At 67.9% G+C, this 26,483-nt stretch carries 19 protein-coding genes; 14 read left to right on the forward strand and 5 right to left on the reverse strand.

Going from position 1 to position 26,483, the window contains the following annotated elements; translation table 11 throughout:
- Window positions 1-11 precede the first annotated feature (11 nt).
- On the reverse strand, window positions 12-2,663 hold the full coding sequence (locus KY501_RS00075) for a GH92 family glycosyl hydrolase (RefSeq protein WP_224360262.1): 2,652 nt from the start codon (window positions 2,661-2,663) through the stop codon (window positions 12-14).
- Between the two features lie 228 nt (window positions 2,664-2,891).
- Here KY501_RS00075 and KY501_RS00080 point away from each other — a divergent pair, with 228 nt between their 5' ends.
- Window positions 2,892-5,702, forward strand: a complete 2,811-nt coding sequence (locus tag KY501_RS00080) for a penicillin acylase family protein (RefSeq protein ID WP_224360263.1) — start codon at window positions 2,892-2,894, stop codon at window positions 5,700-5,702.
- A gap of 171 nt (window positions 5,703-5,873) precedes the next feature.
- On the opposite strand, the gene pdxR is transcribed toward KY501_RS00080, so the two are convergent.
- Window positions 5,874-7,277, reverse strand: a complete 1,404-nt coding sequence (gene pdxR, locus KY501_RS00085; protein ID WP_224360264.1) for a MocR-like pyridoxine biosynthesis transcription factor PdxR — start codon at window positions 7,275-7,277, stop codon at window positions 5,874-5,876.
- Between the two features lie 91 nt (window positions 7,278-7,368).
- Here pdxR and KY501_RS00090 point away from each other — a divergent pair, with 91 nt between their 5' ends.
- From KY501_RS00090 to KY501_RS00100, 3 genes are read left to right on the forward strand one after another with little or no spacing between them, the layout of a single operon-like run.
- Window positions 7,369-7,779: a cupin domain-containing protein gene (locus KY501_RS00090; RefSeq protein ID WP_224360265.1), complete on the forward strand. Its 411-nt coding sequence runs from the start codon at window positions 7,369-7,371 to the stop codon at window positions 7,777-7,779.
- Window positions 7,780-7,788: 9 nt separating this feature from the next.
- Complete coding sequence (locus tag KY501_RS00095) at window positions 7,789-8,250, forward strand: carboxymuconolactone decarboxylase family protein (RefSeq protein ID WP_224360266.1); 462 nt, start codon at window positions 7,789-7,791, stop codon at window positions 8,248-8,250.
- Between the two features lie 24 nt (window positions 8,251-8,274).
- Window positions 8,275-8,457, forward strand: coding sequence for a hypothetical protein (locus KY501_RS00100; protein ID WP_224360267.1), 183 nt, complete (start codon window positions 8,275-8,277; stop codon window positions 8,455-8,457).
- A 39-nt stretch (window positions 8,458-8,496) separates the two neighbouring features.
- On the opposite strand, the gene KY501_RS00105 is transcribed toward KY501_RS00100, so the two are convergent.
- Window positions 8,497-9,174, reverse strand: coding sequence for a peroxiredoxin-like family protein (locus KY501_RS00105; protein ID WP_224360268.1), 678 nt, complete (start codon window positions 9,172-9,174; stop codon window positions 8,497-8,499).
- A 99-nt stretch (window positions 9,175-9,273) separates the two neighbouring features.
- On the opposite strand from KY501_RS00105, the gene KY501_RS00110 reads away from it, so the two are divergent.
- The 10 genes from KY501_RS00110 to KY501_RS00155 all read left to right on the forward strand — a co-directional run bounded on the left by KY501_RS00110 (window position 9,274) and on the right by KY501_RS00155 (window position 22,562).
- The gene (locus KY501_RS00110; protein WP_224360269.1) at window positions 9,274-10,155 is read left to right on the forward strand and encodes a LysR family transcriptional regulator; all 882 of its coding nucleotides are present in this window, start codon (window positions 9,274-9,276) and stop codon (window positions 10,153-10,155) included.
- 1,106 nt (window positions 10,156-11,261) lie between these two features.
- Window positions 11,262-11,702, forward strand: a complete 441-nt coding sequence (locus KY501_RS00115; RefSeq protein WP_224360270.1) for a hypothetical protein — start codon at window positions 11,262-11,264, stop codon at window positions 11,700-11,702.
- A gap of 130 nt (window positions 11,703-11,832) precedes the next feature.
- Entirely contained in the window at window positions 11,833-12,222 is a 390-nt protein-coding gene (locus KY501_RS00120) for a hypothetical protein (protein ID WP_224360271.1), read from the forward strand.
- Window positions 12,195-14,051 carry an NACHT domain-containing protein gene (locus KY501_RS00125; RefSeq protein ID WP_224360272.1) on the forward strand — a complete coding sequence of 619 codons (1,857 nt, stop codon included), beginning with the start codon at window positions 12,195-12,197 and terminating at the stop codon, window positions 14,049-14,051. The genes KY501_RS00120 and KY501_RS00125 overlap by 28 nt, the downstream gene beginning before the upstream one ends.
- Window positions 14,052-14,393: 342 nt before the next feature.
- Complete coding sequence (locus KY501_RS00130) at window positions 14,394-15,023, forward strand: GTP cyclohydrolase II (protein ID WP_224360273.1); 630 nt, start codon at window positions 14,394-14,396, stop codon at window positions 15,021-15,023.
- A 17-nt stretch (window positions 15,024-15,040) separates the two neighbouring features.
- Window positions 15,041-16,711: a WD40 repeat domain-containing protein gene (locus tag KY501_RS00135; protein WP_224360274.1), complete on the forward strand. Its 1,671-nt coding sequence runs from the start codon at window positions 15,041-15,043 to the stop codon at window positions 16,709-16,711.
- Between the two features lie 97 nt (window positions 16,712-16,808).
- Window positions 16,809-18,089 (forward strand): bifunctional diaminohydroxyphosphoribosylaminopyrimidine deaminase/5-amino-6-(5-phosphoribosylamino)uracil reductase RibD, encoded by a 1,281-nt coding sequence (gene ribD, locus KY501_RS00140; RefSeq protein ID WP_224360275.1) that lies wholly within the window; start codon window positions 16,809-16,811, stop codon window positions 18,087-18,089.
- A 92-nt stretch (window positions 18,090-18,181) separates the two neighbouring features.
- Window positions 18,182-19,282, forward strand: coding sequence for a glycosyltransferase family 4 protein (locus tag KY501_RS00145; protein WP_224360276.1), 1,101 nt, complete (start codon window positions 18,182-18,184; stop codon window positions 19,280-19,282).
- Window positions 19,279-20,745, forward strand: coding sequence for an MATE family efflux transporter (locus tag KY501_RS00150; protein ID WP_224360277.1), 1,467 nt, complete (start codon window positions 19,279-19,281; stop codon window positions 20,743-20,745). The genes KY501_RS00145 and KY501_RS00150 overlap by 4 nt, the downstream gene beginning before the upstream one ends.
- A 623-nt stretch (window positions 20,746-21,368) precedes the next feature.
- Window positions 21,369-22,562, forward strand: coding sequence for a site-specific integrase (locus tag KY501_RS00155; RefSeq protein ID WP_224360278.1), 1,194 nt, complete (start codon window positions 21,369-21,371; stop codon window positions 22,560-22,562).
- Here the strand turns inward: KY501_RS00155 and KY501_RS00160 are convergent.
- Together KY501_RS00160 and KY501_RS00165 are read right to left on the reverse strand one after the other, a co-directional pair.
- Window positions 22,540-22,935, reverse strand: coding sequence for a hypothetical protein (locus KY501_RS00160; protein ID WP_224360279.1), 396 nt, complete (start codon window positions 22,933-22,935; stop codon window positions 22,540-22,542). The genes KY501_RS00155 and KY501_RS00160 overlap by 23 nt on opposite strands.
- A 1,558-nt stretch (window positions 22,936-24,493) precedes the next feature.
- Entirely contained in the window at window positions 24,494-24,874 is a 381-nt protein-coding gene (locus KY501_RS00165; protein WP_224360280.1) for a hypothetical protein, read from the reverse strand.
- Window positions 24,875-26,483: the final 1,609 nt, after the last annotated feature.

The raw sequence follows: 26,483 nt of genomic DNA on the forward strand, positions 1-26,483 counted from the left end.
GAACGCCTGCACTACTTCCCGAGCAGCTCGATCTCCGCGAGCTGGGTGATCGAGTCCCCGTGGGTCTCGTTGATCTGCAACCGGTAGTGAATGTAGGGCGTGTTGTTGGCCAGCGCGAATCCGCGTGTCTGGAACCGCCACGGGAAGTCCTGGCCCGTCCTCGTATCCAGGGTGACCCAGGTGGAGCCATCGTTCGAGGCCTGGAGCGTCCAGGCCTTCGGATCCCGGCCCGGGAAGTCATTGGCGGACGTCAGGGTGTACATCTTCACCGTCTTCGCCCCGCCCGTGAGCTGGTAGCGGATCCACGGGGTGGATTGGAAGGCGAGCCACTTCGTCTGCGAGTTGTCGTCGAAGCCCTGCGCGGTGCCTTCGCCGCTCGCCGCATTGTCCGCACTGGCCGTCGCCGTGCCGCCCTTGGCCACATCGGCCAGCGGCTGCGGGACGGAGGTGCCCGTGGTGATGGAGGCGGGCAGATCGCTGCTCCCCGAGCCCCAGTTCGTGGCGGCAGGGCCCATGGTGAAGTCCAGCGTGGCGCCATTCACCAGCGCGCTGTGCGGCAGGTAGTTCTTCGTGTACGGCTGCCCGTTCAGCGTCACGCTCTGGATGTATCGGTTCGTGTCGCTGACGCTCGGGGCGTTGATGACGAGGTTCGCGCCGTTCTCCATGTGCACGGTCATCTTCGTGAAGAAGGGGGCACCCACCGCGTACTCGGGCCGGCCCATGCTGACCGGGTAGAAGCCCATGGCGCTGAAGAGGTACCACGCGGACATCTCGCCGTTGTCCTCGTCACCCAGGTAGCCGTACCCGTTGCTGAGTCCCGACTGGTACTGCGTGTTGAGGATGTTCCGGACGAGCTCCTGGGTCCGCCACGGTGTGCCCGCGTAGTTGTACATGTACGGCGTGTGGTGCACGGGCTGGTTGGAGTGGGCGTACTGCCCCATGTTCACGTCGTACCCCTCCTTCATCTCGTGGATGACGCCGCCGTAGCAGCCCACGTCGTAGTCGCGCGGGGCCTCGAACAGCGCATCGAGCTTGTTGGCCAGGCCACTCCGGCCCGAGTAGAGGTTGGCCAGCCCTTGCCCATCCTGCGGGACGAGCACGGCGTAGTGCCAGGCGTTGCCCTCGGTGTACTCGCAGCCCCAGCGGTTCGCCTTGAAGTCCGCATCCGAGGTCCTCCAACTGCCGTTGGCGTTCTTGCCCCGGAAGAAGCCGACCGAGGGCGAGAAGAGCTGGACGTAGTTGAGCGAGCGGTTCAGGTAGTACTGGGCGTCCTCGCTCTTTCCCAGGGCCTGGGCGAGCTGCGAGATGCCGAAGTCATTGAGGTAGCCCTCCAGGGACCAGGAGGTGGACTCGCCCACGACGTCCTGCGGGGTGTAGCCCAGGAAGATGGAGCGCTGCATGCCCTTGCGGCCCCGGGCCGGATCGCTGCTGTAGGTCGCCGCGTTGCGCAGCATCGAGTCGTAGGCGGCCGACACGTCGAAGTTGCGCACGCCCTTGAGGTAGGCATCGGCGAAGATGACGTCCGAGTTCGTGCCGACCATGATGTTGGCGTAGCCGGGCGCGGACCACCGGGTGACCCAGCCGCCGTCCTTGTAGCCGTTGACGAACCCGTCGAGCATCTGGCCCGTTTGGGTGGGCACCAGCAGCGTGTACAGCGGCCAGGTGGTCCGGTACGTGTCCCAGAACCCGTTGTTGACGTACACCTTGCCCGTCTTCACCGGGTTGCCGCTCGCGTAGGGGCTCGCGTAGGTGGGCGTGCCGTTCACGTTCTCCCAGGCGGAGTTCGGGTACAGGAAGGCCCGGTACAGGTTGGAGTAGAGGATGGTCTTCTGATCCTCCGAGGCGCCCTCCACCTCGATCTTGCCCAGCACGGCGTTCCAGGCGTTCTGGGACTCCTGCTTCACGGTGTCGAAGCTCTTCGAGCCGATCTCCTGCGCGAGGTTGGACTGGGCCTGCGCCACGCTGAGGAAGGAGGTGGCCAGGGACATCGTCACCTGCTCGCCCGCCACGGTGTTGAAGCGCACCCACGAGGTGACGGCGCGCTGGCCCGTGACGTTCGCCGAGTCGGCGATCGCCTTGCTGAATTTGGCGTAGAAGTACATGCGAGGCGCGGGGCCCCAGCCGCTGGCGTGGTCCGTGTAGCCGGAGATGGTGCCATTCGTCCGGTCGATGGAGAGCGAGCCGCCGATGCCGTTCACGGTGTCGAACAGCAGGTAGGAGGCCGAGGCGGGGAAGGTGAAGCGCCAGGAGGCCGCGTGGTCCGTGGGGGCGATCTCGGTCTGGATGCCGTTGTTGAACTTCACGCTGTAGGAGTGGGCCCGGGCCACCTCATTCGCGTGGCTGTAGGCCGCGGCCCGCGTCGCGCGATCCACCGTCACCGCGCCCGTCTGGGGCATGACCTGGAAGGTCTGCCGGTCGCCCATCCACGGGCTCGGCATGTGGCTGATGGTGAAGGCCTGGATGGAGCCGCGGGTGTAGTCGTAGATCCAACTCGTCGAGTTCGCGTCCGTCATCGGCGTCCAGAAGTTGAAGCCGAAGGGGACCGCCGTGGCCGGGAACGTGTTGCCCCGGGAGTAGCTGCCCCCCGAGTTGCTTCCGCGCAGCGCGTTCACGTAGTCCGACGGGAGCGCCAGGGCCTGCTGCGCCCAGAGGGGCCCAAACACTGCCAGTCCGAGGGCCTTCAGACCGCGAGTGAGCCGCCGGTGTGCTTGCCTCGTGTTTCGCTGAATCACCGTGCACCGCCTTTCGTGGGCGAACTCGCCCGAAAGGCGCGGGATACCATGGATTATATGAAAATCAATATAAGCCTGTTTTCCGTGGTGATCGGAAGCGTGGGGGTGGTCCCCGGAGTAAGGAGCTAGCATCGCGCCCCCTTTGACGAGGAGCGATTCGTGCGACGTCCTTCCTTGCTGTCCTCTGTCGGTCTGGTCGTGCTCACCGTACTCGGAGGCGCGAGCGGCTGTAGCAGCGACACACCGACCCAACCCCCGCCGGTGGAGCAACCGCAGCCCCGCGGCCCGCAGCTGCGGGGGCTCGAGGGGGCGGTGGACGTCGTCGTGGATTCCCGCGGCATGCCGCACATCTACGCTTCATCGCTACACGATGCGGCGCTGGTGCAGGGCTACCTGATGGCGCGTGACCGGTTCCCGCAGATGGAGATCCTCAAGCGGAACGTGACGGGACGCCTGGCCGAGTTCATCGGCACGCTGTCCCCGACGGCCCTGGAGAACGATGTCTCCGCGCGGGTGATTGGCTTCAAGCGGGTGGCGGACCGGATCTACGCGTCGATGGACGCGAACGCTCCGGAGAAGATCGCGCTGGATGGGTTCTCCGAGGGCGTGAACGCGTACATCGCGGAGCTGCGCGCCGGCACGACGACGCTCTCCTCGGGCGCGGAGCTGCTCGGGTTGCTGCTGAGCAACCGCGCGGCCTTCACGGACTGGACGCCTCAGGACTCGCTCGCCCTCGGACGGTACCTGTCCTACACGCTGTCGTACTCGGCCGACGAAGAGGTGCAGTTGACGCAAGCGCGTGCGGCGGCGGCCGCGGCGTTCCCCACGGGTAACCCTCGGGCGGGGAGCTTCCGGGACTTCTGGTCGTTCGCACCAGCGCGGGACGTGTTCTCCCGGGACGGGTTCTCGCTGGGGCGAGAGGCCTCGGAGGGGATGAAGGCGCAGGTCCGGCGGAAGCCCTCCGCCGAGCCCGCGCTCCCGAGCGCCGGGACGCTCGCGAACGCCCAGGGTTTCTTCGACGCGGCGCGGCGGCTTCGGGAGGTGATGGGCGACGAGAGCCGGGGATCGAACAACTGGGTGGTGGCGGGAGCGAAGACGGCGTCGGGAGCTCCGCTGCTGGCGAATGATCCGCACCTGTCGCTGCCGAGCCCGCCGCTCTTCTGGTACGCGCACCTCAACACGAAGCGTGCGGGAGGCAAGCTGGATGTGGAGGGGCTCGCGCTGGTGGGCGTGCCCGGCATCATGCTGGGGTTCAACGATCAGCTCGCCTGGGGCGTCACGACAGCGAACCACGACGTGACGGACGTCTACGACGAGACGATCACCCCGGGAGTGAGTGGCGCGCCCGACACGGTGCTCTTCCAGGGCCAACAGGTGCCCATCGAGATCATCACGGAGACGATCAAGGTCTCGGGCAAGCCGGATGTGGTGCTGCGGCTCGAGAACGTCCCGCACCACGGGCTCATCATCCCGACGATCGAGAGCGGCACGGTGGTGCCTCGCAAGTCGAACAAGGCGCTCTCGGTGCGGTGGACAGGGGATGAGGTCTCCAACGAGTTCGCGGCGTTCCAGGGTCTGAACTCGGCGACGAACAAGGCGGAGGCGCAGGCGGCGCTGACGAACTTCAAGGTCGGGGCGCAGAACTTCGTGGTCGCGACGCGGGCGGGAGACATCTTCTGGTCCACGCAGTCGCGGCTGCCGGTGCGCGATGCGCGGGCGCTGACGTATGACCCGGTGACGCAGGCGGGGCTGTCTCCCGCGATGGTGCTGCCCGGAGATGGAAGCTGCGAGTGGACGGGCAACCTGGAGGATGCGTCCCTCCCCCACGACGCGGACCCGTCGAAGGGCTTCATCGCGACGGCCAACAACGATCTCGTGGGCACGACGAAGGATGGCAACCCGTTCAACGATGCGCACTACATCGGGTGGAAGTACGATCTCGGACACCGGATCGCCCGCATCACCGAGCGGCTCGAGGCGCTGGTGGCGAAGGGCGGGGTGCAGCCCGAGGACCTGATGGCGCTGCAGGGAGACCACCGCTCGGCGCTGGGCTCGCTGCTGGCGCCGAAGTTCGTGGAGGTTGCGCGGCGCGTGGCGGCGGAGCGGGCCAATCCTGGCACGTACCCCGATCTGTCGGGATTGGTGGCGCGGACCTCCGCGGCGAATCTGGATCTGCTCGCGCAGGTGGCGAACCGGCTGGCGGCGTGGACGTACGAGACGCCGCCGGGCGTGAACATCGGAGATGGCGAGCCCTCGGCGGCGGAGGTCTCGGACAGCATCGCGACGTCGATCTTCAATGCCTCGCTGTTGCGGCTGGTCAATCTCGCGTTCGATGACGAACTGGGGGCCATCGGCTTCAAGCCGGACAGCAGCCACCTGGCGAAGGTGCTGCAGTTCGCCATCCTGGAGCCGAGCCGGCTCGCGACGTACAGCGCCGCGCGGGGTGACACGGTGCTGTGGGACAACCTGGCGACGACGAGCGTGACCGAGACACGGGACGAGCAGATCGTGACCTCGATGATCCTGGGGGCGAACTACCTGAAGGATCGGCTCGGGGCGGATCAGGCGCAGTGGCGCTGGGGCAAGCTGCACACGCTGAAGCTGACGTCGCTGGTTCCATCGACGGCGGGCGAGAGCGTGGTGACGATCCCGGCGCCGGGAGACGCGACGTTCCCCGACGGGTTCCCACGGCCGGGCGATAACTTCGGAGTGGACGCCGCGGTGTTCGGGATGACGGACCCGGAGAAGTTCTCGTACGAGAACGGTCCGGTGCAGCGCCTGGTGGTGGAGATGACGCCGCAGGGCCCGCGGGCGTGGGATGCGCTGCCGGGAGGCCAGGTCTTCGATCCCAAGAGCCCGCACCACGCGGACGAGATGGAGCACTGGCGCCGCAACGAGGCGCCGAGCCTCTACTTCTCGGACGATGACGTGAATGCTCACAAGGCCACGAATCTCTCGTTCTATCCGTAGCGGAGAGGGTGCCCTATCGGTTCCCGTTCGTGCTCGGCGGTGTACCTGCTGCGGCAGGACGTAGTGCGGCTGCGCGCGCCGGGTGTAAGCACGAACAGGGAGTCGGGTCCGGTGTACCGCCTGGATCCGACCCTGTCCTGCCCACCGCTGCTGCAGCTGCAGCGGCGGGCTTCAGGAGAACTTGCCGATGAGCTTGTGCAGCCGCTCGCACGCTGACGGGACCGCCGCTTCGTCCGCGGTGGCGATGCCCAGAAGCAGCCCCGATTGCCGCACGCCGCCGGGGTGGAACCAGTTGGACAGCGATTCGGGTGCGAGTCCCCAGGCACGGGCTTCGCGGGCTATGGTGGTATCCGGGACCTCGTCGGGCAACCGCACCAGGGCGGCCAGGCCGCCAATCTGCACGCGGTATCCCTTCCGTTCCAACGCAGCCCGCAGAGCCTCGCCCCGGGCCGAATAGACGCGCTTCATGCGGCGCAGGTGCCGCATGTAGTGTCCCTCGCGCATGAACCGCGCGGTGGCCTGCTGCACGGCCGGGCCGGGCGCCGAGCCGAGGCACATGACCGCCTCGGTGAACCGGTCCACCAGTCCGGCGGGGGCGACGATGAAACCGAGCCTGAGCGCGGGGCTGATGGTCTTGCTGAAAGAGCCGATGTGGATGACGCGCCCGTTGCGGTCCAGCGACGCCAGGGCGGGGGCGGCGCGACGCTTGAGCTGGAGTTCGCCAAGGTAGTCATCCTCGAGGATCCACGCGCTGGTGCGCGCGGCCCAGGCGAGCAGTTCGATCCTTCGGTTCAACGACAGCGTTGCGCCCAGCGGCGCCTGTTGGCCCGGCGTCACCAGCGCCAGGGCTGCATCGGGCGCGTGTTCGATGCCGGAGGCGACGTCCATGCCGTCTTCGTCCACGGGCACCGGAACGGGAACGAGCCGGGCGAGTTCGAGCGCCCTGCGGCTCTGGAAGAAGCCCGGGTTTTCCATCCAAGCCGGGCGGCCTTCCGCACCCAGCACGCGCAACGTGATCTCCAGGGCACCGGTAAAACCCGCGGTGACGAAGACCTGGGATGGCTGGCATTCGATCCCTCGCGCGAGCGCCAGGTGCGCCGCAATCTCGCGCCGGAATGCGAGTTCACCGCGCGGGTCGGGATACACGGCGGGCGCGGCGACCTCGAGCCGGGCGGCATGCGCGCGCAAGCGTGCGAACAGGCTTGTCGGGAAGCGGTCGGACGCGGGAACGCCCATCTGGAAGATGGCGGGGCCGGCGAGCAGGTGCTGGTACAGCTCGGGCGGCGCATCGGCGTCGCTGGGAGGAACCGCCAGTCGTGTCGCGGGATGATCGGCCACCCGCGTGCCGCCCGGTCGTGACGAGACGATGACTTGTTCGTCCGCCAGCCGCTCGTAGGCGGATTTGACGGTGCCCCTGGCGACGCCCAGTTGCGCGGCCAGGGCCTGCCACGAGGGGAGCCTTGCGCCGGGCGCGAGTGCACCGCTGCCGATGGCCGCCAGCACGCCCAGGCGGATCTGCTCCGCCAGCGTAAGCCCGGCGGAGCGGTCGATGCGGAGGTCCAGCTTGGGCGCCATGCCTCATGGTACAGCGAAAATATCGGTTTCTGGTTCTTTCAGGTGCACCTTGCCGGGCGCAATATCGCCGCGTTCCCGACAGGAGTCCGCCATGCAGATCAAACGCTTTCTTGCCGCTCTACTGGCCACTGCCGCACTCGCCGGGGTTGCCTACGCGCACGCCCCCGACGGCACGGTCAAACCCAACTTCTCCCACGAGATCCCCAATGTCCCCGGCAAGTCGCTTGTCGCGGTGGAGGTGACCTATCCCCCGGGCGGCGCCACCGCGCCGCACCGCCATGCCCAGTCCGCCTTCATCTACGCCTACGTGGTCTCGGGCGAGATCCAGAGCCAGGTCGGGGACGGGCCAGCGCGGGTCTACAAGGCGGGCGAGTCCTTCTACGAAGAGCCCGGCGCCCATCACCGGATCAGCCGCAACGCGAGCAAGACCCAGCCAGCGAAGCTGCTTGCCGTGTTCGTCGTCGATACTGGCGACCAGCCCCTCACCACCCCTGACGAATAGGTACCCGACATGTCCCAACGCATCGACTACACGCAGGTTTCGCCGGCTGGCGCCAAGGCGCTCGGCGGCGTCTATGGCTACGTGGTGCAGTCCGGCCTGGATCCCGAATTGGTGGACCTGGTCTACCTGCGGGTGAGCCAGATCAACGGCTGCGCCTACTGCCTGGACATGCACACCCGCGACCTGGTGAAGAAAGGCGTCGCCATCGACAAGCTCGCGCTCGTCCAGGCCTGGCGCGAAGCGGGCAGGCTCTTCAGCGAGCGGGAAAGAGCCGCCCTCGCCTGGGCCGAAACGGTGACGCAGGTGGCGCAGACGGGCGTGCCCGACGCGGACTTCCAGGCGGCATCGGCGGTCTTCAACGAGAAGGAACTGGTCGACCTGACCTTCGCCATCGGCCTGATGAATACCTACAACCGGCTCGCTATCAGCTTCCGTATCCCGCCCGAGGCGGCACGCCGGGCGGAAGGCTGACCCAACGGTGGGCTGACCGCGTTCGTGAAGGCGGTGCTGGACAGCGTGTCGCGGTGGGACTTCCTGTGGATGGTGACCCAGGTCATCATCGAGCTCGTCGGCCTGCTCGTGCCGGGCTTGGAGGAGGCCATCGTCCTCAAGTGCGTGGTGGTCGTCACCCAGCTCATCCTGTGGGAGACGCAGCGTCCCGCCAACTGCCCCGCGTGATCCCGTGTCCCGCTCCTGAGCGGGCGGTGAAGTTGAGGGTCAGGCCACCTTGCTCTGGAGCAGGCGGTCGAGGACGGGCAGCAGCTCCGACGGATCGGGCCGCTGGGTGTAGTCGGGGTTGATCTCGGAGTAGGCGATGACACCGTTGGTGCCGATCACGTAGCGCGCGGGCATCGGCAACACCCAGGAGGGGTCGTCGTTGGTCAGCGGCAGGTTGTTCTTGAATCCCTTGTAGACGCCGATCAGGTAGTCCGGCAGAGCGAAGCGCAGGCCAAGCTCACGAGCGAGTTCACTCTTCGGGTCCGTCAGGATCGGGAAGCTCAGCTTGTTCTCGCGCTGCGATCTGCGGCTGTTGGGGGCGGTCTGGGGCGAGATGGCAACGAGGTTGGTCCCCCGCGCCTGGAGCTCCGGCAACGCAGCTTCGAGCGCCTGGAGCTCGAGGTTGCAGTAGGGGCACCACACGCCGCGATAGAAGCTCACCACCAGCGGCCCCTTGGCGAGGAGTTCGCGCGAGGAGACGGGCTTCCGGTCGGGGTCGAGCAACGTGAAGTCTGGGAAGATGTCGCCGGCCTTCCTGGCACGGCCCGCCTGCCCGGAGGCGATCAGCTCAGCGGTGGCCCGCTCCATCAGGGCCAGTTGCTCGTGGGTGGGGATGAGCGGGAACCTTCCGGCCTTGAAGTCGGCTTTCAGAGCGTCGAGGCGGTCTTGCAGAGACATGGTCTTCTCCTGGGTGGGTTGCGCTGACCCCACAAGACTGTTCCAGCCGCTGTCACGGGGGTATACCGGCACGGCGGACAACATCTATTCGCGGTGCAAATGAGCGATCGGATCCAGGAATTGACGGTGTTCGTCCGAGTGGCGGAGAGCGGCAGCTTTTCGCGGACGGCGCGCGAGCTTGGACTCTCTCAGCCCTCTGTCTCGCGCATCGTGAGCGAGCTGGAAGCGCGGCTCGGCGTGAAGCTCCTTCTTCGCACCACGCGGCGAATCAGCGTGACGGATGCGGGGGCACTGCTCGTCGAGAGCGCGCGCCAGGTGCTCGCCGAACTGGAGGATGCTGAGGATGCGGTGCGGGGCATCGACTCCTTGCGAGGGACGATCCGGCTCTCCCTGCCCGTGGTCTTCGGCACGCGCGCCGTGATTCCGCATCTGACCGCGTTCCTGGAGGCGCATCCGCTCCTGCGCGTCGACATGAACGTGACGGATGAACGGCAGAACCTCGTGGCCGATGGCACCGATGTCGCGATCCGTGTAGGCCCACTCGACGCTTCTTCCTTCGGTGCGCGCAAGCTCATGACCATGGAGCGTTATGTGGTGGCGACGCCGGGCTACCTGAAGCGCCGTGGCGTGCCGAAGACACCGGCGGAGCTCTCCAAACATGACTGCATCGTGGGCCCTGGCGGCTCCAGCCGCGCGATCTGGACGTTCGCGCGCGGCGGCAAGACGGTGTCGATCGATGTCGAGGGCCGCATCCGCGCCAGCTCCGGAATAGGGCTGTACAGTTGTGTGGTGGCCGGTATGGGCATCGCCCTCGTCTCGAGCGTGATGGGCGGGGAAGAGCTTGCGTCAGGAGCGCTGGTGCGGCTCCTGGCTGGCTACACGCTGGCGCCAGCGGAGGTGCATGCGGTGTTTCCTGGGGGCCCCAGGCCATCGGCGAAGGTGCGCGCGTTGGTTGAGCACATCGCGGCGCGGTTGAAGTGAGCGCGACTCAAGCGGCTCGGGTATGGCTACGCCGAAGCTGGCAATCTGTATGTCGCGCTCGAGTACGTCGCTCCCTGTTCGGGTCGATGCAGCATGATACGCGGGAATGGCCTGCGGAACTGGGGGCCCTGTGCCGAGCACGTGGCCGGGCTTGCCTGTACGATTGCCTCATGTCTGGAACGAAGCGGTTTCCCATGCGCCTGCTGGCCATACTCCTCATGGGGCTGGGATGCTCACCGCCCAAGCCCGTCGAAGGCGTCTGGAGGCCCGGCCCTGGGGAGGACGCGAACCACATCCCGGGGCCAATCAAGAACTTCGGGCCATTCGACTCCTACGCGGACGCGCTGAAGGCGGCTTGCCCGTTGATCCTCTCCAAGCCCAACGCCACTGTGGGCTACCTCCAAGACTTGAATCCCGAACTGGCAGCCCGAACAGCCACCGAGTATTGCGCTTGGTTGTATTACACGCCGGAGCACAAGTACGAACTGAGCATGTTGACGGACTTGTCGAGGCCGGATGATGTCTTGGCCAACAGGAAGACCTGTGTGCTTCCCACGTTCGTGGATGACTCGCGCTATGCGCAAGGCGAACTCAAGTACATCTTCGCGCTCCACAATCATCCATTCGGAACGGCAAGGTCAAACTCGCCATTATCGCATTCCTCTCGAACTCGAAGAATCCCGAGATCCCCACCTGTGATGGCTTCTACCAATACGTTCCCTCCACGCGTGAGTTCATGACGTGGACCCAGACAGATGGCCACTGGGACAGGACGGATTATGGAATCATCAGGTGGATCGATGACAAAACATACCAGGACGTGTACCTCAAGGGGCTGCGCGGCTTCTCCACCCGCTTGGCTCACTGCTCGGGCGGCCCCCATCAGCGGCCCTCCTCGGCACCTCCGCTCCAGCCCTCACCCTCAACATGGCCTCTATCCCGCCTATACGCGGAATCGGGTTCTGGGCACGACGGAGGCCAGCGGCGGGCCGAGGCCCGCTCCGGTGCGGCGGGCCGAGGCGCTCGGGCTGGGGCTTCCGTGCTCGCAGGGGGCTCGGGGCACCCTTGCACTCTGGAGCGCACGTCTCCCAGGAGAAGAAATCTCCGTGGGGGTGTCGCTGAGGTTGCAGGGGCTCTACCGGGAAACGCTCCTGGATTCCGAGGACCGGACGGCCGCGGACGTGGATGACTCCTGGACGGAGCCCTGGCCCGACTGCGCCCGGTGGCTGGTCGTGCGTGGCGAGAGCCCCTGCACCGGCCGGCCGGAGCTCGCATGCGAGCGGTTGGGCACCGAGCGCGTGGACGGCCACTCCACCCAGCGGTGGCGCGTGGTGCCCACGGATCCCCAACGGCAATGGGCGGCGGTGACGGTGTGGGTCGCCCCCGAACTGGGCGGCTTCATCCTGCGCACGGAGGAGCCCACGGGCCTGCTCACCGAGCTCACCGACATCCACCTGGGCCCGCAGCCCGAGTCGCTCTTCCAGATTCCCGCCGGCTACCAGCGGGTGAGCGGCTCGCCGCCAGAAGCGAGCGGCCCCTCGCAGTGAAGGCCTGGAGGCTACCTCCCGGTGTCCTCACATCGGGCGCGGGTGGACTCCACCTCCCGGGATGAGGCCCTGTCCAGGGGCCCGGGCCGCCGGGAGGGGGTGGGGCAGCGGCCCCTCGACAGGAGAGCCCATGCGCGCATGGAACGTGATACCGGTGGTGCTCGCCGCCAGCCTGGTCCTGGGTGGACAGGCGCGGGCGGACTTGGAGGTCCTCTCCAGCCCGGAGCCCTCTCCCGGCGAGCGGGCCTATGCCCGGGGACTGCTCGCGGCCCTGGAGGACGCCGACGACGAGGTGGTGGGCTGGGCCCTGCTGTCTCTGGCGTCGGGCAACCCGGACCTCGGCTTCCTGAACGAAGAGCGCTTCCCGGGCGTCCGGGAGCGGCTCGTGGACTTCCTGCGGACCCCTCGTGCGACCCGGGCCTCGCGGGCCCGGGAGGGGACTCTGCCCAAGGCGCTCCTCGTCACCCAGGCGAACCTGGGCGAGGGCTCTCCGTGGAATGGAATGCCCTCGTCGACATGAGCCCCCTGGAGCCCCGGGACGTCGCGCTCCTGGTCGCGGTGCAGAGTGACAATCCCGCCGAGCGCTTCCTGTGGTTGGCACGGGCGCATGGTCTGGGGGGAGGCGAGCCCCGGGCGGAGCAAGTGCTGCGGTGGCTCGGGAGGAGGGACTCCGCGCAGCTGCCCTCGGCCGAGGAGCTCACCCCCGAGGAGGCGAGGGCCACCCTCCAGCAGTTCGCCACGCTCTGGCCCCAGGTCGAGCAGTTCCCCGCGCTGGCGGACGAGCTGGCGCAGCGGATCGCCCAGGTGGCGATGCTCGGGCGGGGCCAGTGGCAGGCGAGCGATCGCGCGCTGCTGAAGCAGCACGAGAAGAACCTGCGCGGCCCCCAGCCCCAGCACGCGGCGAGTGTGCGCGCCGCCCTCGACTCGATTCCCCGGAGGTGGCCCCGGACGGCGGCGTGGAGCTGGGGGGCGCACGCCGGCTTCTGGCTGCTGCTCGTCCTCGTCTATCCACGCTCGACGAAGGTGCAGGCGGTGTTCTTCTGGAACCCGTGGGTGCGCCGGATTCTGGGCCTGGGGTACGTGGGGGTGCTGCTCACGTGGGTGCCGTTCTTGAGGAGGCGGCTGCTGGCGCCCTTCCAGCGGCTGCTGGTGGCGGACGCGGACCTGGGGCGCTTCTCTCCGGAGGCCTACTTCGAGCGCTCCGAGGTGCGCATGGTGGCCACGGAACGGCGAGAGCCCCTGCCGCGGGCCCTTCCCCGGGTGCGCGGGCTGGTGGTGCTGGAAGGGGCCTCGGGGCTGGGCAAGTCGATGTTCATCCGCTACCTGCTGAGCCGCTCGAAGCAGCTCGCGGTGTATCTGCCAGCGGAACGGTGCAAGGGGGGCGTGCTGGAGGCCATCCAGGCGAAGCTGGAGGGGATGGCGGGGGACAGCGGCTTCCTGCAGAGCATCATCTACAGCGGAGCGCTGGACCTCTACGTCGACGGGCTCAACGAGGTGTCGGCGGACACGCGCACGCGAATCGTGGGATTCGTGGAGCCGAGGTTCCGCGGCAACATCCTGCTGGCGACGCAGCGGATGGAGTGGACGCCGCCGGCCACGGCGCGGGTGTACGCGCTGCAGCCGTTCACCGAGGAGCAGGTGCGCGAGTTCCTCTTCAGCCGCGAGCCCCTGATGACGGAGCGCGCGCGGCTGCGCGGCGAGGCGTACCGGGAGGCCTGTGAGCACTTCCTGGCGCTGGCGCTCACCGCCGAGCAGCCCGAGGAGCTGCGCCGGGAAATGCTGGAGGTGCTCAGCAACCCGATGGACCTCACGCTGGTGGCGCAGATGCTGGCGGAGGGACACGTGCCGGACCTGTTCCACCTGCAGGAGCAGCAGTACGAGCTGATGGCGCGCGACTACCAGGAGAAGAACCTGACGGAGTTCCCGCTGAAGGCCTTCTCGGAGGAGGCCTACCAGATGAGGCTGCAGGACCGGAGCGCCATCCCGGAGAAGGGCTTCGACAAGGAATTGCAGAAGATGGAGGCCTACAAGCTGGTGGTGCGCCGGCAGTGGCGGCGTCCGGACGGAGAGGAGGGGCGCGAGTGGCATTTCCGTCACGACAAGCTGTGGGACTTCTTCATCGCCCAGACGTTCCTGGGGCAGGACAACAAGCGCATCCTCGATCACCTGGGTGAGCCGCGCTTCCGGGGCGTGTACTTCCTGCTCGCGAAGCTGCTGGAGCCGGAGCTGGCGCTGGAGGTGCAGGACCATCTGGTGGAGCACGCGGCCGAGACGCGCGACCACACCGTGAGCGACGAGTTCGTCACCCGGCTCCAGGCCCGGTGGCGCGCGGAGCAGGCGCGGCCGTGACCCCGAGCCCCAGACTTGGATACGAACTGAGCCCTGCGAGGACGAGGGCCGCACCGGGTGACGCCATCGTGCCTGCTCTCGGTTTGGACACCGCAGCGCCTGCTCCTTGACTCGCTCCTGGCTTCCCGGTGCGAAATCCGGCGCGAAGAAGACAGAGCGCATCACATCGGAGCGAGGCGCGCTCTACCTAAGGAAGGGAGAACCACATGGATTTCGCACGAGTCAGCATTTCTGCCGCTTGCCTGCTCGTAAGAAGAGAGGTGATGACGACGTCTTGGTTTGCCTTTTCGAGGTGAGCTTTAATTTTTTTTCATCAGATGTATGCAAAGCCGGATACAGAAAATGATTGCTCAGCCTCCGATAATGATGAAATCCGGTTCGACCATTCGCCAGAAGGTGCCGATTCCCGTGCTCGATGGCTATGTGACGGGCATGTTCTATTCCTTCTATGGCCTGCCTGATGGCAAGGAGCACTTCCTGGTGGAACTGGGGCCAAAGAACACGGCGAAGGCGCCGCTGGTCCGACTGCACTCCGAATGCATGACGGGAGATGTCTTTGGCTCTCAGCGGTGCGACTGCGGACCGCAGCTGCGCGAGTCCCTGTTCCGGATCAACTCCGAGGGGGGCTATCTCCTGTACCTGCGCCAGGAGGGACGTGGGATTGGCCTCTATTCCAAGCTGGATGCCTACCATCTCCAGGGCCAGGGAATGGACACGTACGAGGCCAACCGGCAGCTGAGCTTCGATGATGATCTACGGGACTACTCGGCCGCGGCCGCCATGCTCAAGGCCCTGGATGTCATGCAGATCCGACTGCTGTCCAACAACCCGGACAAGGCAGCGCAGCTGACGGCCAATGGCATTACGGTCACCGAGAGGGTCCAGACCGGTACCTATCAGAGCGCGCACAACCGCGGCTACCTGCAAGCCAAGGTACGGCGGGCCCAGCACACGATCAACAACCTGAAGTAACAAGGACACGCACCTCCATGAAACACATTGGACCCATCAGTGGCATCGCGACGTACAAGGACCAATATGTCGCAACGGCGGGCTACGACAACCAGGTCATCCTCTGGAATAGCCGTGACCGTACGTCCCTGGCGCGTGTGAGTCATGATCACCTGGCCAACCAGTGCTCCTTCAGCGCCTGTGGCCGCTACCTGGTCACCTCGAGCAGTGACTATTCGGCGCGCATCTGGGAGGTGCCCTCCCTGCGGCTGCGTGCCGTCCTCTCGGCGCATGCGGACGATGTCGAGATGTCCGTCTTCCACGAGGATGGCAAGCGCGTGGCCACGTGCTCGCGAGATCACGTCATCCGCATCTTTTCTCTCGAGGGGCAACTGCTGACCGAGCTGCGTGGCCACACGTCCGATGTGATCACGGTCATCTGGGAGCAGGGGGGCCGCAGTCTGCTGTCCTCCAGCGATGACTGTACCATCCGCCGCTGGGACGCGCAGACGGGTGCCCTGTTGGAGACGGTGGACATGCAGGGTGTGGAGACGGACACCATCGCCATCGCCGAGGATGGGACGGTCTTCGCCGGCAACGACCACGGGGAATTGTTGCTGCTGCGCCAGGGCAACATCACGCGCGTGCCCGCCCACTCCGCGGGGATCAAGCGGCTGACCTATGGCGCCGGACGGCTGGTCAGCCTGAGCTATGACCGCAGCATCATCGTCTGGTCGTTCACGGGCGGTCGGCTCCAGCAGCAGCGGGTCTCCGCCCTGCCGACCATCGTGTGGCCGCGTTCGTGCGCCTTCCTGGGTGAGTCCCGGCTCGTCTTCGGCACCTTCGGGTCGACCTACGCGATCTACGACTATCAGAAGGATGTCTGGAACACGGACGGCATTGAGCCGGACATCAGCCTGAACGCGGTGACCCACTCCAATGGCAGTACCTATTCCATTGGGGACGCGGGCCAACTCTTCCGCGATGGCAAGCCCATCCGCGCGCTGGGCAGTCTGTGCAATTTCCTGCTGCCCTTCGGTTCGACCGTGCTCAGCGGTGGCCAGATGGGCGAAGTGTTCGATGCCGTCCGCGGCCACTCCATCTACCGCCACCGCTCTCCGCTGAACTGTGGGGCCACCTTCATGCGCGAGGGTGTGCTGCACGCCGTCATCGGCGCCTACACGGGTGAGGGCCTCGTCTTCCGCCAGACGGCGGACGGCATCGAGTACGTGGCCACGGTGCAACTGCACGTCAATGCCATCAAGGGCGTGGCCTGCTCCGAGGACACCCTCTTCTCGGTCTGCGCCACCAGTACCGCCGCCTTCCACCGCACCTCGGACTTCAGCCTGGTGCGCCGGCTGGACCATGCGCACGATCGCATCGCCAACGGCTGCGTTTCCCTGGGCAGCGAGCGCTTCGCCAGCGTCAGCCGGGACAAGAAGCTGCGGCTGTGGCGCGACGGCGAGGCCGAGGTCTTCGACTCCCCGCACCACAACTCCATCAAATGCGTGACCGCGTCGCCTGATGGACGCTGGCTGGCCTCGGGCGACTACGCCGGCACGGTGGCGCTCTTCGATGTCCAGGGCCGCAAGTGGATTCGGACCACCCGGCCCACCGCCTCGGGCATCTCCTCGATCGCACCGTCCCCCCAGCCCGGCACTTTCACGGTGAGTTCGTACGACGGCTCGCTCTACACCGTCCGCGCGTGAAGCCCTGATTGGCGAAGCCTCTTCCGTCCGAAGGGGCCTTCGAGCCTGGAGAACAACGATGGTGAGCACTTTGCGCAGAGGGTTTGGAGTAGGAGGCGTGATCGAGCGGACGTTGCCGGCGGCCCTCCGGCAGGGTGCGGAGTCTGTGCCCTCCCTGAGGAACGCGGATGAGGAGTGGATGCGGCTGGCGCTCGAGGAGGCCATGCGGTCCGTGGGGCGCAGCCATCCCAATCCGACGGTGGGTTGTGTCATCGTGAGGGAGGGAAGGCTGCTGGCCAGCGGGGCCACCGAGGTCTACGGAGGCCGACACGCCGAGCGGGTGGCCATCCAGAGCGTGGCGGACCGCAGCCGGTTGCGCGGCGCCACCCTGTATGTGACGCTCGAGCCCTGTGCCCACACCGGGCGGCAGCCTCCGTGCGCGGACTTGGTGGCCAGCTGCGGCTTCGCTCGCTGCGTGGTCGCCGTAGGCGATCCCAACCCCCTGGTGGCGGGCAAGGGCCTGCGCCTGCTGCGCCAGACGGGAATGGAGATTCAGACGGGCGTGCTCCTGCGCGAGGCGATGGCCTGGCATCTCCCCTTCCTCTTCTGGCAGGTGACGGGACGGACCCTGATCGCCGCCAAGTGGGCGCAGACCCTCGACGGACAGCTCGCCTATGACGATGGCCGCTCGAAATGGATCTCCGGTGAGGAGTCCCGGGCTTACACCCACTGGCTGCGCCAGAAGTACGATGCCATCCTGGTGGGCGCGGGGACCGTGCTGGTCGACCGCCCGGCGCTCACCGTGCGCTCCTGTGTGGAGCCGCATCACCGTCAACCCATCCGCCTGTTGTTCGATCCAACGGCGCGGCTGCTCTCCTGCGCCGAGGACGTCTGGGAGGGCGTGCTGCGGAGCACCTTCTCCGCCGAAACGCCGAGCGTCCTGATGGTGCGGGAGTCGGTCCTGGCCCGCGCTCGGACGGACCAGCTCATGGCGCGGCGGCTCGAGCGGCTCGAGCACGTGCTGCCGCTCCTGAGCGATGCGTCGCCCGCGCTCAGCCTGCGCGCGGCCCTGGCGGATTCCTCCCTGGCGCGCCTCGGCCCCCCGATTCACAGCGTCATGGTGGAGGGGGGGCCGCGGCTGCTCTCGACCTTGGCCGAGGCGGGGATGCTCGACATCGCCCATGTCTTCACGGCCCCCACGCTGGGGGGAGGAACCCGGCACCGGCTGCGGTTCCCCGCCCCCCATGGCAGGGGACTGCGGCTGTGCCCCATGGTCCACACCCGGTTGGGTGAGGATCTCCTGGTGGAACTGGTGGCGCCCTCCACCCAGCTGCTGATGGACCGGCTCGACACGGAGCGCTCGGCGAGTGCGCCGGTCCAGGCCTCCGAGGCGGCCTGAAACAAGGGCAGGGGGCTGCTCCCGCTCCAACCCGGCCAGACACCCATGACCGCCCCCGGGGCCATTCGTTCCCGCTCCTGGAGGAATCCCTCATGAGAATCGCCCACATCAACTGGATTGCCCTTCCAACTCCCGGAGGCGTGCCGGTGCACATCGATGCCCTGGTCGCGCGCCTGCGCCAACTGGGGCTCACCACGCAGGTGTTCTCCGGAACCCGGGACGCGCTGGATGCGCACTACCAGGAAGCACTCGACATGCAAGCCCCGCCGCGAGACGAGCCGCGGGCCGTGGCGGCGCTGCTCCACGCCGTCCAGGACTTCGACTTGGTGCAGATCCACAACTCGCACAACCACCGGCAGACGCTCATCAAGCAGCTGCTCGATGGTCTGCTCGCCCTGCCTCGACCGCCCCAGGTACTCCACGACATCCATGGCCTGACGGAGAACGCGGCGGAGTGGGAGCTGCTGCGCTACCGCAGTCTGCCGATGCTCGTCCACTCGCGCTACATCGCCAACGAGGTGCTCCAGCGCATGCCCACCGCCGAGGTCCATGAGCAGCTGCTGTCGCTCACCATGGACCAGCGCCCGTACACCTTCCCGCCGCATTCCGGCACGCTCATCCTGCAGCCGACGCGCCTGTCGCAGTGGAAGGGGTCGGCGGTCTCGCTTCGCGCGGTGCTCGAGTTGCTCGAATCGGGCCGGGAGGACTTCACGTTCGTCCAGGCAGGCAGCGCCTCGCGCCTGTGGCCCACCGGACTGGATGAGGCGCTGCTCGCCCGGGCCGCGCCCTGGCGGGAGCGCGGCCGCATCCACTTCGTCCAGTACAGTCCCGAGGAGAGCTGGGAGGCGATCCGCCAGGCGGACTTCGTCCTGCATCCGACAGCCGATGGGGGCACGCATGGCGAGCCCTTCTCGCTCGCCACGGCCCAGGCCGTCATCCTCGGCATGCCGGTGATCGCCACCGAGTCGGGGCACCTGCCCATCCTGCTCAAGGACTACGGTCCCAAGCAGATCATCGCCATCAACGACGTGGGCGCCCTGCGCGAAGCGATCTCCCGGTGGTTGGACCACGGCGTGCCCAGGGCCACGGCGAGGGACCGGGACTACGGCGAGGCCCTGCGCCAGAGCTTCCTGCGTTCGGCGAACGATCACATCGCCCTCTATGAGCGGCTGTTGTCGCGGAGGGTCTCGTGAGCACGTGCGCACCCGGGGACACCTTGCCCCGGGGGGAGTCGGCACGGCCCCCCCCGTCCCTGGGCCTGTTGCGGCTCACCTGGCCCATCTTCCTGGAGTACCTGCTGTTCTTGCTGATGGGCACGGCGGACACGCTCATGCTCAGCCGTGTCTCTGACGAGGCCGCCGCCGCGGTGGGCGTCGTCACCCAGTACATCTTCGTCTGCACCATGATCATGGGGGTGATCAGTCACGGGGCGTCGGTCGTCGTGGCCCAGTATCTGGGGGCTCGACGGGCCCAGGAGGCCGCCCGGCTGGTGGCCCTGTGCATCACGTTGAACCTGCTGCTCGGGCTCGCGGTGAGCGCGAGCCTGTGGCTGGTGGGTGACACGCTGCTGCGCCACGTGAACCTGCGGGGCGCAGTGCTGGACCATGCGCGCACGTACCTGGACATCGCGGGCGGCTTTCTCTTCCTGCAAGCGCTCATCAACATCTTCTCCAGCATGCTGCGCACGTATGGTTTCACCCGGCAGGCGATGTCTATCGCCATCGGGATGAACCTGCTGCACGTGCTCGGCAACTTCCTCCTCATCTCTGGCCACTTCGGCGCGCCCGCGTTGGGCGTGGCGGGCGCGGCGCTCTCCAACGTGGCCAGCCGCGCCGTCGCGCTTGGCTTCTTCGTGTGGATGCTCTACCGCGTGATGGAGGTGCGGATGGCGCCCCGGGATTACGTGACGTTCTCCCCGGAGTACGTCCGCAAGGTGCTCAAGGTGGGCACCCCGTCCGCCGTCGAGCAGATCACGTCCTACGCCTGTCAGGCCGTGTACCTGTATTACGTGTCCTTCCTCGGCTCCGCGGCCCTGGCTTCCCGGCAGTACGCGATGACCATCTCCCAGTACATCTACCTGTGCTGTCTGGCGATTGGCTTCGGAACGGCCATCCTGGTGGGGCGGTGGGTGGGCGCGCACCGCCCGGAGGCCGCCTACCGCCAGGTCCTCAGCAGCCTCAAGTGGAGCGCCACGTTTTCGTTGCTATTGGATGGGCTCGCCATCCTGCTGAGACAGCCCCTGGTCGGACTGTTCACGGAAAACGCGGAGATCCGCGGGCTGACCTCCCACATCATCGCCCTGAGCATCGTCCTGGAGAGCGGCCGGTCCATCAATCTCGTCCTGGTGCACTCGTTAAGGGCGGCCGGGGACACCGCGTTCATCGCCAAGATAGGTGTCTTCTCCATGGTCTGTATGGGCTTGTCCCTGGGCTACTTCTTCGTCTTCCAACTGCACCTGGGACTTGTCGGCGTCTGGCTGGCCATGGCGGCGGATGAGTGGCTGCGTGGCATTGTCTTCGGGTGGCGCTGGAGGAGTCGGGCATGGGCACGCAAATCCCTCGTGACTCCCGAGCGGGCCCCCGTCGCGGCGCATAGGCAGAATAGAGGCCGTGTTGAGGGTGAGGGCTGGGGCGCAGGGGCCGTGGAGGGCCGCTGACAGGGGCCGCCTTGGTGGCCGGGGACGGGTGGCCGAAGTAGGCGCTCCAGGTCCGTCAGTGCATCGAAGCTCGGCGTGAACTGTCGACCTCCAGGGCAGGGTGGAGGCCCAGCCCGGGCTTCCCCACGGAGGGTGCACCGCGTGAGCGGACTGACGTGTAGAGGTTCGCCTTCACCCATTCGCCGTGAGCCGCTTGGAGCGCGCTCGCCTCGAAGGGCTCGGGTGCTGCGCCTGCTGGAGAAAAGAGGGGCCCTGCCCGCGCAAGGATCCGAGGACGCGCTGCAGGCGTACCAGGCGCACTCCCTCCAGCAACGGCTGCGCTGGACGGAGGTGGACGTCCGGCCCCCTCCCCGAAAGCAGCCCCGGTGCGCCTTGCTGGAAGGCTTCTCCCTGTATGCCAATACGCCCCTGCATGCCAACGACAGGCAGGGGCTGGGAGCCGGCCGCTTGGCCGAGGCCAGGCTCCCGACACATGGCGGCGGGTTCGATTGCCGCCGCCTCCCAGCGGGACAACCCGCCGCCTCCAAGGCGCCGCCCTCTGGGAAAGGGGGCGGCGCTTGCATTTCGGGACCAAATCGGGTCTTTTGGGACCAAAAAAGGACCAAACCGGAGGCGGTAACGACATGGGCAAGGACTGGATCGGCAAGTGGGCAGGCGGGCGGATGTTCGCGGACAAGGACGGGCGCCCCGTCTACGTGCTGCGCAAGATGATCAACGGGCGGAACTACACGATCCACCTGGACGCTCGCAGCGAGGCGGAAGCAGAAGCGGAACTCGCCTTGTTCGTGCGTGACCCCGAGGGCTACCGCACGCGAGGCGAGGCCCAGAAGATGAAGAACGAGTCGGCGGTCTACATGGACGCGCCAGCGGTGGCCCGCTACCTGGAACACATGCGGAGCAAGGGAACAACGGAGCGCTACGCGAAGAACGTGGGCTTTTACTTGGCCGCGTGGGCGGAAGACTTCGCGGGGCGCGACCTGCGCACCGTCACGCTTCAAGACCTGCTGCGGGAGTTGAAGAAGCACAAGACCGCGCGCAAGAACCGGATAACGGCGCTCAAGTCTTTCTGTGCGTGGCTGCGGGAAGTAGAGGGCGCGTTGACTGCGGGGGATGACGCTTCGATCTCCCTGAAAATCCCGGTGGCCCGTCCCGAGAAGTCCGTGCGGGAGAAGGGCTACAGCATCGAAACAATCGAGCGGGTTTACAGCGCGATCACCGGTTGGGAATTCTCCAGCTTCAACCGCGAGGAGACGCGGCAACGCACGGACGTTCAATGCGTGCGAGACGTGCTGTGCATCCACGCCAAGACGGGCATGCACGGCACGGAGATCGAACGACTGGCACGCGGAGAGGGCAAGGTGTCCTTGGTGACGGAGCCGGGCGAGATCGCCGCAACCGTGACGTTCATTCACAAGAGCGGACAGGTACACCGCCAGAGCATCGACCGTCAGACGTTGGGCGCGGTGCAACGTCTCCAAGCGCGCGGCGCGGCTCCTGTGGACAGCCATATCCGCCGCGTGGTGCGTCGTGCGTGCAAGGCGGCGCGGCTGCCTCTGGTGCGCTTCGGAGAACTGCGGCACAGCTTCGTTACCTGGGCCTCGGAGTGCGGACAGGAAGTGCGGTCCAAGTCGGGAGGGCTGCCCCTGTCGGCTGTTGCCGCTGTGGTGGGCCACCACTCCGCGCACACGACGAAACGGTTTTACGAAAACGTGAAGGTGCCCCCGATGATCAAGATCCCGATCAAGCTGGAGCACCCCGAGGATCCCGTGGTGCTGCCTGTCCGCCGTGCTGCGCTCAAGCTGGCCGAATCAGCTTAAGGATCGCTGCACTCTCCCGCTTGCCCTGCCCGGTATCGCGCCGGGCGGGGCGCCGCTTGAGCTTGGGGGTTTCTGGCTCGCGGTCCACGCGCTCTAGAAGCGCCTCTAGACTCTTCGCGCAGATCATCGCGGCCCTACCCACCTTCGGCCCGCGTCGTAGCGCTCCGCTCCTCAACAACTCGAAGATCCGCGAGCGCCCGCAGCCAAGCAGGGTTTGCGCCTGCTCCATGGAGACAGCCAACGCCCGCGCCGCTTGAGCGGGCGCCGCGTGGCTGATCTTCGTGCGGATCTCGTTGACGGACTCACGCAGGCCCCGCAGCTCCTCGTAGATGGCCCGCAGGAAGTCTTCCTGTTGCTCGCCTTGCCCCTTCACGGCTGACACTCTCCCGACTGCTCAAGGTGGGACGCCGCGCGCCTGTCTCCAGGATGCGCGATGCCATGCCGTGAGAGGCCAGAACCCGCGAGGGTTTGGGGGCGAGCCGCGCGCACTCCGGGGGCACGGAGAGACGATGCGCTGCGGGTGCCGTTCACAACGGGCCGCCCCCAGCTTCGGGGGCCGCCGTCGTGTCTCACTGCACGGCCCGCGTTGTCTCGCGTCCCACCGTGGACCGTCAACGCGACTGGCCGCGTTGGGCACTGCTGGGCAGGCTTGGCCACCGCTGGACAGGTGGCGCGTGCTTCCCGCCCGGGAAGCGCGGGCGCCCATCGCGTCCGGCGCGGGGTGTTCTGTGCGGCGTGACTCATGCCGCCCACGGTGCCCAAACGGCGCGCGTCTGGACATTGGGCAAGATCAGGCGAATTCCGACGGATCCAGGCGGATCCAGGCAGATGCCGACAATCTCCGCGTTTCACGCTGGAGCACGCACGAGCACCAGACAAGCGCGGCGCAGTGGAGCACGCGCAGGCGCGAGACGTGGCCCCGCGTGCTGGGGTGCCAGCGTTTACGCTCGCCCGTTCGGTACTCAGACAAGACAGCCCCGAGGCAGCCCACGCGCCAGCATGCACGGAGCGGCCTGGAGTGACGACCGGCGCGGCCTGGAGTGACGACCGGCGCGGCCTGGAGTGACGACCGGCGTTCTTCCCGGTGTCGCCACTTGTCAGCCAACGGAGGCGCACGACTGCGCCACACACGGAGGGTTTCCCCTCCTGGGAATCGATCTTGTTCATCACCTGCCCGCCCTAACCACCCGCCCAAAAGCCCAAGAACTGCCCAAGCCAGGAGTGACACAGAGCAAAGCGGCGTGTCTAGGCCACGCGCAAAGCGCGAGGGGTGATCGGCAAGAGTGCAGCCGGGCAACCAAGGCCCGCACGCAGAGAGGACAGATCGCACCCGCGTCGACGCGGCGAGTGCTCACGAGGCCCGCGTCCGACGCTGCCCGGCCTGGATGCTCGCCACGAGCCCCAGCGCTCACCACGAGGCCCACGTCGACGCGTCCGGCCTGGATGCTCGCCACGAGCCCCAGCGCTCACCACGAGGCCCACGTCGACGCGTCCAACGTGTCCGGCCTAGAGGCTCACTCCGAGGCCCTACCATCCCTCGCGGCCCCGGCTCGCTGTTGCTACTGCGCGCCTCGTGTTATGCGTGGCCTGTGCAAGCGCGCAACGTCGTCATTCCCACGAGAACGGCACAGGAGATCGCGGGGCTTCCGGCAGAGCTTCGCGTGTACGTCGAAGCGTACCTAGAGAACCTTGACGTTCTCCTCGGCTCTGCTCCCCTTGGCCGGATCTCCATGCTCTGGGAAAAGAACCCAGAGCCCAGCGGCGGTTTCATTGCTCACGTCGAGGGCGTGCGCCTCTACATTGTCGCAGACAACGCGTCAGGCGTCCCCATCGTCAGACGCGTTGAACTGCCAGCGCGGCCCACCCCTAAGTAAGTCCCTCGCGGACTGCGCCTAGACACCCGCCGCGAGGCCCGCGTCCGGCCTGGACGCTCACCGCGAGCCCCAGCGCTCACCACGAGCCCCGCGTCCGACACTGCCCGGCCTGGACGCGCCACGAGCCCCAGCGCTCACCACGAGGCCCGTGTCCGACGTGCCCAGCCTGGACGCGCGCCACGAGCCCGCAGCGCGCACCACGAGGCCCGTGTCCGCCGTGTCCGACGCTGCCCGGCCTGGACGCGTGCCACGAGCCCCAGCGCTCACCACGAGGCCCGTGTCCGACGGTGCCCGCCCGGACGCGCGCCACGAGCCCACAGCGCGCACCACGAGGCCCGTGTCCGCCGTGTCCGACGCTGCCCGGCCTGGACGCGCGCCACGAGCCCGCAGCGCGCACCACGAGGCCCGCGTCCGACGGTGCCCGCCTGGACGCGCCACGAGCCCCAGCGCTCACCACGAGCCGAGTGTCCGACGGTGCCCGGCCTGGACGCTCACCGCGAGCCCGCAACGCTCACCGCGAGGCCCGTGTCCGACGTGTCCGACGGTGCCCGGCTTGGACGCTCACCACGAGCCCCAGCGCTCACCACGAGGCCCGTGTCCGACGTGCCCGGCCTGGACGCTCACCGCGAGCCCCCAGCGCTCACCACGAGCCGCGCGTCCGACGTGTCCGACGGTGCCCGCCTGGACGCGTGCCACGAGCCCCAGCGCTCACCGCGAGGCCCGTGTCCGACGTGCCCGGCCTGGACGCGGGCCACGAGCCCCAGCGCTCACCGCGAGGCCCGTGTCCGACGTGCCCGGCCTGGACGCTCACCGCGAGCCCCAGCGCGCACCACGAGGCCCGTGTCCGCCGTGTCCGACGGTGCCCGGCCTGGACGCGCGCCACGAGCCCCAGCGGCGCACCACGAGGCCCGTGTCCGACGTGCCCGGCCTGGACGCGCGCCACGAGCCCCAGCGCGCACCACGAGGCCCACGTCCGACGGTGCCCGCCTGGACGCGTGCCACGAGCCCCAGCGCTCACCGCGAGGCCCGTGTCCGACGGTGCCCGCCTGGACGCGCCACGAGCCCCAGCGCGCACCACGAGGCCCACGTCCGACGGTGCCCGCCTGGACGCTCACCACCAGCCCGCAGCGCTCACCGCGAAGCCCACGTCCGACGGTGCCCGCCTGGACGCTCACCACCAGCCCGCAGCGCCCACCACGAGCCGCGCGTCCGACGTGTCCGACGGTGCCCGGCCTGAACACTCACCACGAACCCCAGCGCTCACCACGAGCCCGCAGCGCTCACCGCGAGGCGCGCGTCCGACGTGTCCGACGGTGCCCGGCCTGAATACTCACCACGAACCCCAGCGCTCACCACGAGCCCGCAGCGCTCACCACGAGCCGCGCGTCCGACCTGTCCGACGGTGCCCGGCCTGAACACTCACCACGAGCCCCAGCGCTCACCGCGAGGCGCGCGTCGACCTGTCCCGACGGTGCGCGCCTGGACGCTCACCACGAGCCCGAGCGCGCATCACGAGCCGCGTGTCCGACGGTGCCCGGCCTGGACACGCGCCACGAACCCCCCAGCGCTCACCACGAGCCGCGCGTCCGACGGTGCCCGCCTGGACGCGCGCCACGAGCCCGAGCGCGCATCACGAGCCGCGCGTCGACGTGTCCGACGGTGCCCGCCTAGACGCGCGCCACGAGCCCGCAGCGCTCACGACGAGGCCCACGTCCGACGTGTCCGGCTTGGAGACTCGCGCCACCAACCCCAGCACGACGAGGCGCGCGTCGACGTGGCCCGCGTCCGGCCTGCCTGGATGCTCACCACGAGGCCCACGTCCGACGGTGCCCGGCCTGGAGACTCGCCGCCACCAGCCCCAGCACCACGAGGCGCGCGTCGACGTGGCCCGCGTCTAGCCTGCCTGGACGCTCGCCGCGAGGCGCGCGTCGACGTGGCCCGAGTCCGGCCTGCCTGGATGCTCACCGCGAGGCGCGCGTCGACGTGGCCCCGCGTCCGGCCTGCTTGGATGCTCACCACGAGGCCCACGTCGACGCGGGTGCGCGTC

This window comes from Hyalangium versicolor, assembly GCF_020103695.1.
In the GTDB taxonomy this organism is placed as follows: domain Bacteria; phylum Myxococcota; class Myxococcia; order Myxococcales; family Myxococcaceae; genus Hyalangium; species Hyalangium versicolor.